Raw genomic sequence first — 16,912 nt, forward strand, 5'->3', positions numbered from 1 at the left:
ACGAACCAAATGGGAGAAGGTGAACTGTTCCCCCACAGGAACAGGATTCCCGGATTTGTTACCTATTGTATAGCATTAAACCTTCAGAAACAGATGAAAAGGAGGAATAGAAAAATAGGAATGGATGTGGGTGGCAGTCATATATCGGCAACCCTTATCAGTGAAATGGACGGAGAGCCTGCTCTTAAAACCAGGATAGCGCTTAATTCTCACGACAGCGCCTATAATATTATTGTTGCCCTGGGAAATTGTATTAAAGACCTTCTTACTGGAAAAAATGACGTAGAAGCAGTGGGCATTGCTTTCCCGGGCCCTTTCGATTATGAGAAAGGCATCTGCGCTGTTATGAATGTAGGAGGCAAGTTCGAGAAAACATTTGGGTTGCATATGGAGCAGGCGTTAAAAGACTTTACCGGTCTTCACAATACACGCTTCAAATTTTCAAATGACGCACACTGTTTTGCAGCTGGTGCTTATCAACTACACCAGCTTAAAAGCAAACGGACGATTTTCATTACGCTGGGCACAGGATTTGGCTCCGCTTTCATGCAGGATGGCGTATTGCTACACCACCATCCTGATATCCCTTCCTCCGGCGGATTTTATGACCAGGATTTTTCAGATGCTAAAGCAGATGATTATTTTTCTACCAGGTGGATATTAAACACCTATGCGGAAATCAATGGAACAACTATTTCGGCTGTAAAGGATTTAGTGGAAAGCGATGCAGACATTGCACATGCCATATTAAGCCAGTATGGCGAAAATATCGGCCGTTTTTTGTTGCCCTGGCTACAAAAATTTCAATGTGATGAACTGGTCATTGGCGGAAATATTGCCAAAGCCTTTTCATTGTTCGGACCTTCCATAAAAAGAGAAATCGGATCTCTCGCAGAGAGCATACATATTGAATTGTGTGAAGACACAGAGAACTGTATTATTACCGGCGCAGCTATTCTAGCTGACAACAATCAACTTTCAAACAGTAACAAGATAATGAGAAAAACTTCGCAGGAACTACTACCATCAAGTGCATCATCAACAGATACGGGCATCTACGATATATATCCTTCCTTTTCTTCAGGCGAAAAAGTTTATAAAGGATTTGCTTCGCTTGCAGCAGATGTACGTAACGAAAAGGTAATAGTTGTTGATGGTTATGGCGGCGTATTGTGGGAAGAATTCAGGGAGCAGTTGCATGCGGCACTGAAGGCCGAAAATAAAAATATATTCTGGTATGACATCAATACCTGTCTGAAACCGGCCAGTGAAATAGATATCATGATAGCAGCCAGCCTGAATGGAGATGATCCGGTTTTTGGTAAAAGATATACTGGCAACCTGGTGGACTTTTTTGATGAAAAGAAATTAAAGCTGATCAGTCCAGACCCGGCTGCAGACATTTCCATTGTTTACGGAACAGGGGCCGCATTAGCCGGTGTCAAAGGGAAACTCCTTTATGCAGATGTACCCAAGAATGAAATCCAGTATCGCATGCGGGCGGGCAGCATCACCAATCTTGGCGCCAATAATACAGCAGAGCATTCGCAGATGTATAAACGGTTTTATTTTGTTGACTGGCCCGTGCTGAGCCACCATAAAGCCAAACTACTCCCTCATATAAACACTGTTATTGACGAACAACGTATACAGGAAATTACCTGGATGAACGGAGATGCATTCCGAAACACCCTGAATCAAATGCTGAAACAACCTTTCCGGGCAAGACCCTGGTTTGAAGCGGGCATATGGGGTGGTGACTGGATGAAAAAACATATTCCCCAGCTGAACCAGGACGAGATTAACTATGCATGGTCTTTTGAACTGATTACACCTGAAAATGGCATTGTAATAGAAGGTGAAAATAATTTACTGGAAGTATCTTTTGACTATCTCCTTTATGCAGATAATCAAAAATTACTGGGTAAGGCTGCTGAAAGATTTGGAACCGAGTTTCCCATCCGTTTCGACTTCCTGGATACGTTTGATGGCGGTAATCTCTCTATTCAGTGCCATCCCAGACCTGCATATGCAAAAGAACATTTCGGAGAGAATTTTACACAGGACGAAACCTACTATATCCTCGATTGCGAGCAGGATGCTGCTGTTTACCTGGGTTTTCAGGATCAGATCGATCCGGAAGAATTTAAAACGGCATTGATAGATGCACAGGAAAACGGTATTGAGATGGAAGTGGAAAAGTATGTACAAAAGTTTCCTGCACATAAACATGATCTGTTCCTTATTCCCAGCGGCACCATACACGCCTCCGGGAAAAACAACATGGTGCTTGAGATCAGCAGTACCCCCTACATTTTCACCTTCAAACAATACGATTGGCTGCGGGTAGGACTCAATGGTCAACCCCGCCCGATTAACATCGAGCATGGCATGAATAACCTTTGTTTCGACAGGAAAGGTGATTATGTAGCCAATAAATTAATATCTCATCCGGTAGTGGAAGAAGAATGGGAGGGTGGCAGAAAAATACAACTTCCTACGCATGAGGAGCATTTTTACAGCGTTTACCGGTATGAATTTACGGGCAACATTCGTATCAATACCAATAACCAATGTCATATTTGTATGTTGGTGGAAGGAGAAAAGATATCGGTTGGCAGCGATGGGAAATTTGCTGACTTTCACTATGCCGAAACGTTTGTAGTATCCGCTGCTACTGGAAATTATGAAATAATCAATAAAGGTAATGACAGTGCATTTGTTGTAGTGGCACATGTAAAAGATGAATATTGCTGAACTGGTTTCTAAAAAAATATAATTCATCATCCGACAACCAAAATATATGACGCAGGTAAAAACAAGCCGGTTTATTGCATTCATCACGCTTATTGCAGCGCTGGGAGGATTTCTTTTTGGCTTTGATATGGCCGTGGTGAGTGGCATTATTGAACCTGTTAAATTACAGTATGGATTATCCTCATCGCAGGAAGGCCTGTTTGTTTCCTGTGCACTATTGGGCTGTATTGCCGGGGTGGCATTCTCCGGTTATCTCAGCGATAAGATAGGAAGGAGAAAGGTGTTGTTTATTGCCGCTTTTCTTTTTCTGATCAGTGCAGTCGGTTTCGCGTTTTCAAAAGAATATGCTGTATTAATTTTCTATCGCATCCTGGCAGGGATGGCAGTAGGCGTAGCTTCCAACGTGTCGCCACTATACATTTCAGAGATAGCTCCCGGACATAAACGTGGGGCCCTCGTCACCTTTTATCAGCTGGCCATCACCATTGGCGTGCTATGTGCCTATTTGAGCAATCTTTTTTTACAAAGGAATGCGGCTGCCTACGTAGGTGCTGGCGAAAGCTTGTTACACTGGCTGTTTATAAAAGAGGTATGGCGTGGTATGTTCCTGGTGGCGGTAATTCCCGCAATGATATTTGCACTATTACTGTTGATAGTACCGGAAAGTCCCCGGTGGTTGGTACAGTATGGACAAACAGAAAAAGCGCTGGCCGTGTTAGTAAAAACCTGCGGTGAGCAGGAGGCAGTGTCTGAGCTAAAATCCATCCAGGAAGCGGCTTCCAGACAAAAAGGTGGCTTTGCCGAGCTAATGCGTTTGCCCTTAAGAAAATTGCTGGCGCTGGCCATGATACTCACAGCCTTGTCACAGCTCAGCGGTATTAACGGTATTATCTTTTATGGTCCCACTATCATGAAGTCGGCCGGTATCGTTACCAGCGATGCGCTGTTTTACCAGGTAATACTGGGACTGGCAAATACCCTTTTCACCATTATTGCTATTGTGAAAGTAGATAGCTGGGGACGCCGTCCATTATACCTGTATGGCTCTTTGTTTGCCGCGCTGGCATTGCTATTGACCGGTTGTTGCTTTTTAATGGGCATAACAGGGTGGTTAATGCTCGGGGCCATTATTCTCTTTCTGCTCTTTTTTGCGCTCTCGCTGGGCCCTTTAAAATTTGTTATCTCTACAGAAATATTTCCAACACATATACGTGGTACGGCGGTATCGGTTTGCATTATGACTATGTGGATATCGGATTGGTTCGTTAACCTGTTGTTCCCTGTGATGAGAGACGGTTTGGGTATAGCGGTAACCTTTTTCATTTTCGCCTTTTTCTGCTTACTGTCCTTTTTCTATGCTAAAAGTAAACTGATGGAAACGAAAGGAAAAAGTCTGGAAGAGATTGAAAAAATGCTCGCCTAGCGTAAGCCGGAGTAGCAATATGTCAGCATAATAACTCAATAAATAGACGGTAATGAAACTATTCAAGCCCTGCATATCATTCAGTTTATTACTTACCCTTATTTGCCTTAACACTCTGGCGCAGCAAGCTGCATTCAGGATAGTTAAAAATATCAGGGCCAGTGAAATCAGCTTATCTGCATCCGGCAGCTTTAGTCCGGATCAAAGTGTTAACCATTTAACAGATGGTTCAGGCATTCATGATAACCTGCATGATAATGATGGCAGCGCACGCACCATGTGGCATACCAGTTTGAACCCTGCGGCAAGCATACCGGCTAAAGGACTACCCGCATTTCCGGCCTGGGTGAGGTTTGATTTTTCAACGTCAACATCTATTAATACTATACTAATCTGGAACCACAATCAGCATGACCTGTCCAACCGTGGCTTCCGGTCAACAAAAATATATGGAACAAGCGATGGAATCAATTGGTTTGTATTGAAACAACTTGAATTGCAGGATGCCAGGGTGCTGAATGGCCGGGCAACTGAAATTGCTATTGATGAAAAAAAACCGTTGACAGCCGTCATAATTGCAGCCCAATCCAACTGGGGAGGTGATGTTTATGGACTCAGCGAAGTGGAATTCAGCTCTAAACTTGAATTAAAAGATGCCCAACTTCCACATCCGCTTGATATCACCTGTGCCTCTACAAGTGTATACCGGCATTGTAAAGATGGTAAACCAGGAAGAGAAGTAATACTCACATTCCAGGGAAACAATTTATACCAATCTTCAGAAATCGAAGTAACTGTTGATGGCCGTACAGAAACTACCTCACTGCCATTCAACAAATATGGTTATGAAACAGCAAAAGTGCTCCTACCTTCTGAAGTGGGTGTAGAGAAGGAGATACAGGCGTTCATAAAATTAAAATCAGGTAGCAGGGTCATAAGAAAATCATTTATGCTACCTAAGCAAAGGCAATGGACTGTTTATATTTATCCTCACTCCCACGTAGATATAGGATATACAAATACACAGGCCAATGTAGAGATCATTCATAAACGGAATCTTATTAACGGAATGAAGCTTGCAAAAGAAACGTCCGGCTATCCGGAGGGAGCAAGGTATGTTTGGAACCCGGAAGTTATCTGGCCGGTGGAACGTTATTTAAAAGATGCAACGCCAACCGAAAAAAGTGAATTATTGGAGGCTATCCGGAAAGGTTATATACACCTGGATGCCGGATATATAAATGACAATACCAGTGTTACAGCAGACGAAGAATTTCCGAGGTATTTTGGAGATGCAAAGAGCCTGGAAAAATTAACTGGCACTCCTGTAAAAACAATTGTTCAAACGGATGTTCCGGGCATGACATGGGGGATAGTTCCGATGGCGGCTCAATTTGGGATAAAGTACGTCTTTGCAGATTTCAACGGATCCGATCGCATTGGGTTAGCCGACAAACTTAATTTCAAACCATTTTGGTGGATTGGGCAGGATGGCACTTCAAAAGTATTGTTCCTGCAACCGGGTGATTACACTCCCGGAGCAAGGGCAAAAGGATATAAATACTGGCCTTTAATGGCGGGTCAAAAAGATCCTGGCAAGCTATTGCAAATTGTTAAAACGGATCATCCCCGTGAAAATTTCATTGATGATTATTTGTGGTCAAAACTCAAAGAATTGGAAGGGGATGGAGATTATCCCTATGATTTATTTCCAATGACATGGGCGATGGCAGATAATACCCCTATAGATGCCGATCTCCCCGACGCCGTTAAAAGCTGGAATGAAGAATACGCTTTTCCCCATTTGATCATTTCAGGTTCAACAGATATTATGTCTGCGTTTGAAAAAAAATATGGCGCTATCATTCCTTCCTACAGGGGCGATTTTACTGAATATTGGACAGATGGTCTGGGCTCCGCTGCAAAAGAAACAGCGATGAACCGTAAATCCAAAGAGCGGTTAATTCAAGCCGATATGCTTTGGTCTATGCTTCATCGTGGTGAAAAAGCACCTCGCACAGCATTGAATGAAGCATGGCGGAATGTACTGATGGGCTCAGAACATACCTGGTGTTATATGAACCCCAACCAGGCTGATATGCAGAATGAAATATGGAAAGTAAAGCAAAACTTCTTCAGGAGCGCCGAAGATAGCAGCATGCAACTACTTTCCCAGGCACTAAAGCCGCTATCAAGGAAAACATCCAATACTATTGCGGTATTTAATACCCTCGGCTGGCAGCGAAGCGGGTTAATTACACTTTCAGCAGAACAGAGCAAAGGAATATCCTCTGTGATGGATGAAAATAATAAAATAGTTCTCTCCCAACGATTAAGCACAGGTGAATTAGTGTTTATGGCGGCTGATATCCCTGCATTGGGAGCAAAAAACTATACATTAAGTACAAAAACCGTGGTAAGTTCTAAAGCCAAAATGGCCAATGGGAATACCCTGGAGAATGGTTTGTTTAAAGTTTTGATAGATCCCGTAACCGGAGATATCACTAGTATAAAGGATAAAACAGGTTACGAATTTGTCAGCAGGAATGATGCAAGTAAAGTAAACAGTTTCCGATATCTTCCTGGAAGCGGGAAACCAGCAGCCAGCGGACCACAGTACGCTGCATCAAATGATGCATCCACGAATAGTTTGTCTAAGGATACCGTTAAAGCCTCGGGGCCCACAATGGTAAAAACAGTCATTAAAGAAAACGGGCCGCTTGTAGCATCCATACTGATAACATCAAAAGCAGAGGGTTGCAATGCATTAACCCGGGAAGTTCGCGTTATTGCAGATGAACCTGAAATTGAAATAAATAACCTGGTAGATAAAATAGCAACTACTCAAAAAGAAGGCATCCATTTTGGTTTTGCCTTTGATATCCCTGACGGACGTACGAAAATGGATATTCCCTGGGGCGTAGTAGAAATGGAAGCGGACCAACTCCCTGCCGCAAACCGCAACTGGATGGCTTTTCAACGTTGGCTTGATATATCAAATGAAGATAAGGGAGTCACCTGGTGTTCACTGGACGCCCCTATCTTTGAGAGCGGTAATATGACCGCCAATATTATCGGAGGCGCTTTTCATTCTCCCCAATGGATTCAGCATCTGCCCTTAAGTTCCACGATATATTCATGGGCCCTTAATAATCATTGGCATACAAATTTCCCCCTTTTTCAGGAAGGAAAACTGAATTTCCGTTACCGGATTTTACCGCATCAACATGCCTATGACGCTGTTAAAGCGAATCGTTTTGGACTCGAACAATCACAACCACTAATAGCTACCCCTGTTAGAGAAAAGGTAGATATCAAGCCCCTCGTTAAGATAAATAATGATAAGATTTTTATATCGATTGTTAAAACATCCGCAGATGGCAACGCTATGATTATCCGACTTCGATCCTTATCTGAAAAACCGGAAAACGTGAGTCTTACCTTCCCTTCATTCATGCCAACGTCCATACGAACCTGCATTGCAGACGAAATACCAGGCGAAAAAGTAGGCGATTCAATTAATATGTTGCCATATGGAATAACAACATTAATAATAGAATAGTAGCTGGCAGGTAGTCACTCAACATACACGAAAATGAGATTGAAACTCCTGATGACTTTCAGTACATAATTGCCAAAACTGATCTAAATTTTCAATAACGCTTCCGCATTTTGGTAAGCGATCATTTGCCGCTCGCTATCATTGACTGGAAGCGCCTTTAGAAAATCCTTTGCATTGGCCATAGTGGCCCAGGGATAGTCGGCGGAAAACAGGATACGCTCTGCACCCACCTCAATAAATAAATTCCGGAAAGGCGCTTCATAATTAAAGCCACCGATAGTGTAATGGATATTCTCTTTTAAATAGGCACTTATGGAGCGTTCCAGTCCTGTTCTTTCTGTTGTGAACAACCTGTTCATCCGCTGCTGCATAAAAGGTAATGACTCACCCAGATGCCCTATGATTATTTGCAGATCAGGGAAACGGTCAAACACCCCACCCAGGATCAGCCGCATTACATGTATTCCTGTTTCAATATGCCACCCATAACCAGCACTTGCAAAAAATTCATCAATGACAGGTGAAAAACCGCTATAGTAGATATCGCTGATGGCTTTGGGCGGTTTGGTAGGATGCAGGTAAATTGGTACGCCAAGTGACTGCACACGTTCGAATATCGGCCAAAAATATTTGTCATCCAGGTAACGTCCGTTCACATGGCCGTTAATCATAACCCCTTTAAATCCCAGGGATCCAACTGCCCGTTCTAATTCTGCAACTGCCGCTTGGGGATCGGAAGTTGGAATAGCAGCGAACCCGGAAAAACGATCAGGATAGGCAGCTATGGCCAGGGCCAGCTTGTCATTGATTTCTTTGGCTAAGGAGATGGCTTCCGTACCTGAACTTTGCTCTACACCCGGCGGAGTAATCGACAGCACCTGCATATCAATACCTGCACTATCCATTTCAGCGATTCTTTTTTCGCCCAGATCGAGCAATTTTTCAGCAATTTCTGGATATTGGTTTATACTGTTACCTGGCCCTGCAAGAAAAAGTGGGGTGGCAAAATGTTCTTCTATTGTGATAGTACGCATTTTATACAATCTATTACGACAAAAATCCAAATTGAAGCGGAAACAGTTAACCAAATTTGATACCTGTATCTGCTGCTTTTCCTGAAATCATTAATCTTCAATACCATTTTTTAAAAATGACCTGTGACTTCCCAGGGAAACTTAGAAGCAATGTCTGATTTCGAGGATTTATTAAAGATACAGGAATTTTATACTGAAAAGAAAATGTCGGTTTTTGCCAATCAATTCCCCTGTAACAACAACACTCCTTCCCAGGGGATCACCTCTTCACTCCATTCTTCCAGCAACACCATTCCTGCCCCGGCAATACCCTCTGCCAATCCGAGGTTAGGCACGCCTGCCAACCGCTTGTTCATTACTGGTAACAGCTGTTCCTGCACCAATAGCGCTTGTGTTTTCCAGGTACTTTCTCMTGGTTGTGCTACAGATAGCTGCTTAAGTAGTTTGTATATGAGCACCGGCTGATGTATACCATTAAGTTCCCGGCCAATTGCCATATCCTGTGGAAAATGTTTCAAATGTTCGGCCATCGGGGCTTCCAGGTCAGCTACATATTCACGACCGCCAATATGGAGGGCATGATATATGCGCAGTAAAGCAGCATAGGTCCCTATTGTCAGTTCCTGCGTTGGCCGCTCCTTGTATAAGTTGTACAGGTATTCACGGGCTTCTTTCATCAGTTTATGTACGATGGGGGAGTAAATCTGCAAGGGAACCAGCGTAGTCAGAAAATAGAAGATAGCAGATATGCTATTGGCCTTATGTTGCCATATTATCTGTGGATTTTCACTATAATAGCGATCATATGTTCTCCCTATCTGTGCCGGCCATCCCTGGTGAAATTTTGTTTTTACTTCATCTACTACCGCTGCGATTACTTCTGCAATCATGATCTTTTTAAACCCCGAAGCTGTGACCTGGTACCTTTCTACCAGGTAAGCACCCTTACTCAGCAATCCTCCTGGCCCCAGCACAGGGCTGAAGCGATGTTGTATACCATCGAATATAAAAGTATCCACGCTTTCGAGCAGTTCATCGGTATCGATCGCGATCAATTCCTGGCGTGTCAGATAAAGGAAAAACCATCCGATGCCTGGAATATCGTCCTTTACGTCCCCTTTGTCTTTTTTCACCAACGCTTTGTACGCTTCCAGCAATAGCTGTTGTGCTGCATCGTTATAAGTTTCATGCTGCGTCTTTGCTGCATAGTGAAAAAGGAACAGTGACATTCCTGCATGTCCGTATAACAAGCCTGCTTCCTCCGTTACTTTGTGTTTCGCCAGCAGCAGGTCTGCTATCTGCTGTAAGGTGTTGGTATATTTTTCTTTCATAATTGTTGAATTCATCTTCCTGACTAATCGTTATCAACTCCAGCTGCTGATATGCTCTTGCAGCTGTTCTTTGTCCATACTGATGATTTTCAGCTGTAGTTGCATCAATTCATAGTAGTCATCATAGGAGGAATATTCAGAGTTGTGCATAACCACGTGGTCAATATGGAATAACGGGCCTTTTATACGGCTAAAGCGATAGCCAAGGATTTCCATGCGTCTGATTCGTTCCATATCTTCCGGTCCCCATTTATAAAATGCTTCATTCTCCATACCACATTCCACAAATGCTTGTTTACTGATAATGATGGCACCGCCCCAGGACTTGTAGAACTTGATCCGGCGAGGTACGGATTCGTTATTCAATATCCTGATATCCAGCTGCTTCATAAATAGTTTTTTCTGCTCCATCTCTGATACTGACACAAAAGCACCGTCATAAGGAGATACGATATGGTACTCCCCATTCCTCAGTAGTGTTACTGCGGCTGTCAACTGTGTATAATCGATGATCACATCTGTATCATATAAGGCGATAAATGGCGTGTTACAGTGTCGTATCATTTCGTTGTTATACCTGGTGCGATGGAACCAGAACTGTTCATCCTGCACAAAAAGGTATTGAACGGTTTCCGGTAGTAATGAACAATCTATTTTTGAAACGCTGTCGGCCTCCAGGAGGATAATATTTGTCCGGAAGTGTTTATCAAGGTAATGAGTAATTGTTTTGAGATTATCCAGCCGGTCTTCCGAATCTATTCTTACAGGAATCAGGAAGGTAACATCAGACAGGTCGGTCTTAAACGCATCCATACTTTTCCGGATCGCCTCTACATACCGGAATGTACACTTGTCTTTACGCACATAGTCCAGTGAAGCATGATAAGGAGGTAATAGTTTAAAATCATTCTTGAAGAAGTATTCATGTGCATGTTCCTTATCCAGGCCTGCGTTGTGTAATATTCTGGTCTCGTCCCAGCGGTGAAGTTCATCTTCCGGCCAGCAGAAGTCCAACGCTGCATGTATCTTTACTTCGTGGCCGAATGCAATAGCACTCCATAAAACGGTCCACATATCAGTACACCAGGGTAATACACCTTTGTAGTCATCTACCTTCTCTCCTGTTTTTTCGGCATACAAAGCAGCATAGCGGTCGTACTGTTCGGACAGGTGTTTATACAGTTTCCGGGAATCCACTTCCACCTTATGCCAATACTGGTAGTTGGCGCCTTTCATGAGGTATTGCGCGCCGCCTGAGTGTTCGCTGTGCTGCTCTACCTGCCGCTGGTCCATGCCTACGGCCATGCACATTTCCTGCAACACAATGCGCCCTGTCTGTTTGATCCATTCCGCATTAATATATGAGCGGGTATCTGACACATACCAGCACTTATCTTCCGGATGGCATAAGGTTTCGAAATCTGGTATCTCACGGAATATGATATCTGCGTCGTGATAAAATACACAGGAGTCTTCCAGTTCAGGAAAAGCAAGGAAATGTTGTTTGATGATATGTGGCCGTATGGTCGGAAAATACTGGCGATCTGTTCGCTGGTCTTCATAGAGGAAGAAGGTAGCGTAGTTGCGGTGAGTCTGTAGCAGTTCGGCAAATTTTGGTAAAAGACCTTTCTTTGGATCATATCCAATAAGCACGTGTATACGATTGGCGGGGATACCCAGCTCTTTAAAGTTAAAGAGTTGTACCTCCAACTGCCACTTCATATATAAGGTATCCGGTTGTGCTGATAAGTATATCATAATTATATTTTATTCGGTACATGAGTCCGGCGGCGTTGTTCCAACCGGTCAATGATGGCGCCATCCACGCTGCTGTCAAATTTCCGGGCGAACAGGCAGCCGGAGTGTTCCATCTTGTCAACATCGTCCATCGTAAGTGTACGAGGAAAATCCGGTCCGGAGTGCCAGTCTATATAGCGTAAATCGTTGTTCACCACCTGTTGGCTGTAGGGAGAATTCATAATGATAGAATGCAGCAATATCTCGTCGGCCAATAATACCGTCCGGAAGAAAGCGTATATCCAATCAAAGTTGGTTTCGATATAATCACACACATACTCCATCAATCCATGAGAGATGGTAAACCAGCAACTACCTCCATAAGGAGATAGTTGCGAAGGAAATTTCCGGCGTACGCCGGCTGCCTGTTGTTGCTCCGCCATTCTCGTGGCCGCTGCAAAACCGGCTTCATCTATCGGCCATTCATATTGAAAGCGATCCAGACCGCCATTACTGTGAGACCAGCCATCGAATGGCAGACGGTGGTGGGCCAGGAATTCTTTACCCCGGTGTTGTGAGAGAAAACGCTGTATCTCCTGGTTGCTGACTATGGGGAAGTCCTGTCCACTGATCAGGAATATAAAATCATAGTGCCCCTGTTGCCGGCATACGTTCATTAATGACACGAATGCCAGTGTGAGGTGAAATCCTCCCCAGGTAACCCGGAAGCGGTCTTCCAACAGATGTATCCGGCTGCCGGATTGTTGGCGCAGCGCATCCGGCAACTCATAGGTGCGTTTTCGATCTATATGAATGAATATCTCTACATCAGCATCCTGTATGTTGTCAATCAGTCTCGTAAGGTGATCAAAATCACGGTAGGCAGTAATCAGATAGGCTATTTTCATAAACTTATCTTTTTAAATAACCGATGGCGTAAACTTTCCGGAGTTCCTGACACCCGGATTTTCCCGGAAGGATAGGAGAGTATAAATGGGTCTTTTACATTCCCCAGCAAATAAACTTTATCAGCGCTCCGGTAAACGGAATCGATCGTGAAAACTACTTCTGCAGTAACATGGCTACCCATGTTATCTCTGGATGGGTACAGGTATACAGTTGCTGCCAGGTGCAATTTGTCTATTTCCTTGACCGGAAATGAGGTCTCCAGTAATATGCTGCCGGTGCCGGTATCCTGTTTTGTTTCCTTTAGCAGATATGTACTGTTACTCTCTGTTGGAATGGTAATGACAGATAATAATATAAAGGCTATTACTATAATCACCAGGATCACTACATTGGCCCATATGATCAGGTGGGCCGGTGGCTTTCTGAGCACCTCCTGCACTGCGCTGCTGCGCAGCTCATACATATTTTGATGATGATGGTCTGGCATGATTGTTTTAGTTTCCCAGTTCCAGCTGGTTTTTCACCAGCTCATAATAATATCCCCGTTGTTGTGTAAGTGTTTGATGATTGCCCTGTTCAGCGATGGCGCCATTATGTAATACGATGATCTGGTCAGCATTTTTCACGGTGCTGAGCCGGTGTGCAATGATCACTACCGTCTTGCCTCCGAAGAAGGCATCAAGATTATTCATGATCAGCCGTTCGTTGTTCGCATCCAGGCTGCTGGTTGCTTCATCCATAAACAGGTAGTGCGGATCTTTGTATACTGCCCTGGCAATGAATATGCGTTGACGCTGTCCACCACTGATACCAGTGCCGTTGTTGCCAATCCGGGTGGTATATCCCATAGGTCTGCTTTCAATAAACGTGCGGATGTTGGCGGTCTCCACTGCCAGTTGCATCCTGGTATGATCTATCTCTTCGCCATCCAATGCTATATTGTTGGCGATGGTATCTGAAAAGATATATCCATCCTGCATAACAGTACCACAGCATGCTCTCCAGTATTTTGGTGAGATCATTTGTAAGGGATGATCACCAATCATGATACGTCCTTTTGACGGCAGGTAATACCCCAGTAATAGTTTCATCAGGGTAGTTTTTCCACTGCCGCTGTCACCAACGATGGCGGTGATCTTTCCCTGCGGAATACGCAGGGAAAGATCTTTCAATACATAAGGTGAATATGGCCCTTCGTATTGAAACGATATATTTTCCAGGATAATGTCTTGCTGGTCTTTCGGTCCGGCCGATGTTGTTAATGCCCCTTTATTATCCAGCGATAATGCCGGCGTAAGATCCGATGGGTCCATAGCCGCAAGAGCTTTCTCTTCTTCCTCTTCTTTGGAGTGGATCTCGTTCATACGGTCTATACTGATCCTGGCATCTTGCGCTGCCTGCACGAAGGCTACCAGTTGTTCCAATGGGCCATTGGTTTGCCCGATGATATAAGATATGCTCAACAATACGCCGAGGGATAGTTCTTCCTGCATAACAGCCCTGGCAGCCACAAAAGAGATCAGGATATTTTTTAGTTGGTTTAAAAAGATGTAACCAGCCTTCTGATATTGTTCTAATGCGAGACTGCTGATGTTTAATCTGAATAGTTTTACCTGTAGTTGTTCCCATGCCCATCGTTTGGTTTTTTCGCTGCCATACAATTTGATCTCCTGCATACCGGTGATCAGCTCCACCAGCCGGTCCTGGTTTTCTTTATTGCTTGCAAACCGCTTATAATCCAGTTGTTTCCGTTTCTTCTGAAACAGGAAAATCCATATCACACCCAACATACTGAAAGTAAAAAAAAGCGCGAGGATAAACAGGCTATAATAAGCCAGTACAACCGAAAAGACGATAATATTTATAAAAGAAAATAAGGTGGTCAACGTAACACCTGTGAGGAATGTTTCTATGCGATGATGATCATTGATACGCTGGAGTATATCTCCTATGGCTTTGGTATCAAAATATTTGATAGGTAAACGCATCAGTTTAATAAGGAAATCTGATATGATATTAAGGTTGATGCGCACATTTACATGCAGTAGTAGCCAGCTTTGCAGGATATCGATCGCCATGCTGCCGGTAAACAGGAACAGCTGTGAGATCAGGACCAGGTAGATGAGATGCAGGTTGTTTGCCTGTACACCATAGTCTATTAATAGTTGTGTGAGAAAGGGAAATGCCAGTGATATCAGGCTGGCAGCCAGCATTCCGATGACTAGCTGGGTAATATAGCGCCGGTGTGGTGTGAGGTACTTAAATATGAAAGAAAATCCCGGTTCCGGCTTTATTTCCTGTTGCCGGTAAAGTTCCGGTGTAGGTTCCAACAGCAAGGCCATTCCTTTCTCATCAGCGGTGCTTGCCCAGCAATGGAGGAAGGTGCTTTCCTCTACAGTAACCACTCCATGCGCAGGATCGGCGATCCTGTATTTGAGCCGGTTGCGGTTGAACAGGGAACGTTTGATTTCATACAACACAACGAAATGGTTCTGGTTCCAGTGCAGGATACAAGGCAGCGGGCAATCATCGGCCAATGAGTGTGCACTGAGCTTAGCCCGGAAGGTTCTGAATCCGATCTTCTCCGCTGCATGACTTAAATTAAGCAGGTTCACGCCCTCCTTCCCTATATACGACAGCTTCCGCAGGTATTCCAACGAATATGTTCTTCCATAATGTTTGGCTATCATGACAAGGCACGTGGATCCACAGTCCATTGCATCGTGTTGACGTTGAAATGCTATTTTCTTCCTATGGAACATGTATCTAATTTTCCGCTTGTTGGGAAACCTGTTTCTTTTTTTCTTTGCGATCTGCCAGGTATGCCAGTACCAAACGATCTTCGATATTGAATTTGAACGAAGGGCATGCAGGGATACCATGTTCCCAATGAATAGGACAACTACCGCCGCAAACAGGCAACAGGTTACATTTTGCGCACCAGGTCTTTCCTTCTTTCAGTTCAGTATTCCAGGCCCTCATAGGTGTTTTACTTACATCTTCTGTAAAAGGCAGGTTGAGATGACCTATTTCATAAGCAGTACCTGTATATAAAGGGGTATAAGGTACTTCCCAGCAGGTGGAAACAGTACCAAAAGCATCATATACTTCTGATCCTTTTTTCACAGCGCTGCAAACAATCTTTGACCTGAGGGGCAATATATCTACCATAAAACCATATTGCATGAGCCGGAGCAGCCAGTCTATTTCTGCCATGGCGAATCCACTTTTATCAACGCCTATTTCATCGCCCGCATGATTATCGCCCCAGTTATGCACAGGAATTACATAAAAGCCTACTTTATCCTGCAGATGATGGGATGCCAGCAAGGCAATGAATTCATCCAAACCTGGTTCGTTGTTCTTATCTACGTTACAGCGAATCATAATCCTGCCGCGGCCTGGCAAATAGGCAGGTGAGTTAACGATGCTCAAAATATTATTAAAAATGATATCGAATGTTGGTTTATTTTGTTTGGTGTAGCGATTCTTGTCGTGATATTCGGCTATGCCATCGAGGGTGATCTGAAAGTTGGTGATCTTCCATTGATCTACCATTTCCCTGAAAATATTTTCTTTGAGACTAAGGCCGTTGGTTACCATACTGGCGGAATACCGGATGCCCATTGCAGCGGTTTGTTCCAGGAGGGGCACACTCATTTCGCGTATTTGTCTGACAGCCATTAAAGGCTCAGCACCATACCACGTAATGGCCAGCTCCTTCATATTGGTTGCTTTCAGTTTACCAATGATGCGGTCAATCATTTTCTGCTGAAGTGGTTTACTCATATAGTGGTTACTATGTTCCTGACCACAATAGTGGCAACCCAGCTGGCAGGATGCTCCCGGTTGTATTACAATGTCCAGCACTTCATCTCTGTCTACTTCCTCCTGATTATCCTGCAACACATAGGATAATTCATCCTGCTCTTCCGGTACCACCGCTTCTATTGCAACAAGATCGCTGAATATATCTGCTGGTATTTTCCCGAATAATTTTTGTTCCATATATTCCAGGTATTCGCTGCGGATCACCATGATGCTGCCAGTCCGGGTAGCGAATATCACCTGCTGCGGATGGAGATTGGTATCATCGAGAACGCGGGACCGTACCAGGTAAAATGACATTTTATAATTGCCCATAACAAAAGATTTTAAG

Annotated in this window: 10 protein-coding genes; 3 read left to right on the top strand and 7 right to left on the bottom strand. The window is 43.9% G+C overall.

The genetic code is table 11. The features are described from left to right. Positions 1-93: 93 nt before the first annotated feature. The 3 genes from AC1DCV_RS22245 to AC1DCV_RS22255 are packed head-to-tail and all read left to right on the top strand — an operon-like array spanning position 94 to position 7,742. Positions 94-2,757: an ROK family protein gene (locus AC1DCV_RS22245; protein WP_477025213.1), complete on the top strand. Its 2,664-nt coding sequence runs from the start codon at positions 94-96 to the stop codon at positions 2,755-2,757. A gap of 46 nt (positions 2,758-2,803) precedes the next feature. Then, a complete protein-coding gene (locus tag AC1DCV_RS22250) occupies positions 2,804-4,180 on the top strand; it encodes a sugar porter family MFS transporter (RefSeq protein ID WP_477025214.1) in 1,377 nt (458 codons plus the stop codon). A 52-nt stretch (positions 4,181-4,232) separates the two neighbouring features. Beyond that, a complete protein-coding gene (locus AC1DCV_RS22255) occupies positions 4,233-7,742 on the top strand; it encodes a glycoside hydrolase family 38 C-terminal domain-containing protein (protein WP_477025215.1) in 3,510 nt (1,169 codons plus the stop codon). A gap of 83 nt (positions 7,743-7,825) precedes the next feature. Here the strand turns inward: AC1DCV_RS22255 and AC1DCV_RS22260 are convergent, their stop codons facing one another. From AC1DCV_RS22260 to AC1DCV_RS22290, 7 genes are all read right to left on the bottom strand, one after another. Next, positions 7,826-8,776: an amidohydrolase family protein gene (locus AC1DCV_RS22260; protein ID WP_477025287.1), complete on the bottom strand. Its 951-nt coding sequence runs from the start codon at positions 8,774-8,776 to the stop codon at positions 7,826-7,828. Positions 8,777-8,997: 221 nt separating this feature from the next. Continuing rightward, positions 8,998-10,107 (bottom strand): hypothetical protein, encoded by a 1,110-nt coding sequence (locus tag AC1DCV_RS22265; RefSeq protein ID WP_477025216.1) that lies wholly within the window; start codon positions 10,105-10,107, stop codon positions 8,998-9,000. Between the two features lie 33 nt (positions 10,108-10,140). Further along, the gene (locus tag AC1DCV_RS22270; RefSeq protein ID WP_477025217.1) at positions 10,141-11,865 is read right to left on the bottom strand and encodes a galactosyltransferase-related protein; all 1,725 of its coding nucleotides are present in this window, start codon (positions 11,863-11,865) and stop codon (positions 10,141-10,143) included. 2 nt (positions 11,866-11,867) lie between these two features. Further along, positions 11,868-12,752, bottom strand: coding sequence for a beta-1,6-N-acetylglucosaminyltransferase (locus AC1DCV_RS22275; protein ID WP_477025218.1), 885 nt, complete (start codon positions 12,750-12,752; stop codon positions 11,868-11,870). Then, positions 12,749-13,240 carry a hypothetical protein gene (locus tag AC1DCV_RS22280; protein ID WP_477025219.1) on the bottom strand — a complete coding sequence of 164 codons (492 nt, stop codon included), beginning with the start codon at positions 13,238-13,240 and terminating at the stop codon, positions 12,749-12,751. Before AC1DCV_RS22280 ends, AC1DCV_RS22275 begins: the two co-directional genes overlap by 4 nt. Before the next feature lie 7 nt (positions 13,241-13,247). After that, the gene (locus AC1DCV_RS22285; protein WP_477025220.1) at positions 13,248-15,635 is read right to left on the bottom strand and encodes a peptidase domain-containing ABC transporter; all 2,388 of its coding nucleotides are present in this window, start codon (positions 15,633-15,635) and stop codon (positions 13,248-13,250) included. Then, positions 15,520-16,896 (bottom strand): radical SAM protein, encoded by a 1,377-nt coding sequence (locus tag AC1DCV_RS22290; RefSeq protein WP_477025221.1) that lies wholly within the window; start codon positions 16,894-16,896, stop codon positions 15,520-15,522. Before AC1DCV_RS22290 ends, AC1DCV_RS22285 begins: the two co-directional genes overlap by 116 nt. Between the last annotated feature and the right edge of the window lie 16 nt (positions 16,897-16,912).

Source organism: Chitinophaga sp. 10T418, from assembly GCF_056394125.1.

What these genes read in the sequence shown, in the direction of transcription:
- AC1DCV_RS22245 (WP_477025213.1), top strand. Translation starts at nt 94, where the DNA reads ATGAAAAGGAGGAATAGAAAAATAGGAATGGATGTGGGTGGCAGTCAT.
- AC1DCV_RS22250 (WP_477025214.1), top strand. Translation starts at nt 2,804, where the DNA reads ATGACGCAGGTAAAAACAAGCCGGTTTATTGCATTCATCACGCTTATT.
- AC1DCV_RS22255 (WP_477025215.1), top strand. Translation starts at nt 4,233, where the DNA reads ATGAAACTATTCAAGCCCTGCATATCATTCAGTTTATTACTTACCCTT.
- AC1DCV_RS22260 (WP_477025287.1), bottom strand. Translation starts at nt 8,776, where the DNA reads ATGCGTACTATCACAATAGAAGAACATTTTGCCACCCCACTTTTTCTT.
- AC1DCV_RS22270 (WP_477025217.1), bottom strand. Translation starts at nt 11,865, where the DNA reads ATGATATACTTATCAGCACAACCGGATACCTTATATATGAAGTGGCAG.
- AC1DCV_RS22275 (WP_477025218.1), bottom strand. Translation starts at nt 12,752, where the DNA reads ATGAAAATAGCCTATCTGATTACTGCCTACCGTGATTTTGATCACCTT.
- AC1DCV_RS22280 (WP_477025219.1), bottom strand. Translation starts at nt 13,240, where the DNA reads ATGCCAGACCATCATCATCAAAATATGTATGAGCTGCGCAGCAGCGCA.
- AC1DCV_RS22285 (WP_477025220.1), bottom strand. Translation starts at nt 15,635, where the DNA reads ATGGTATCCCTGCATGCCCTTCGTTCAAATTCAATATCGAAGATCGTT.
- AC1DCV_RS22290 (WP_477025221.1), bottom strand. Translation starts at nt 16,896, where the DNA reads ATGGGCAATTATAAAATGTCATTTTACCTGGTACGGTCCCGCGTTCTC.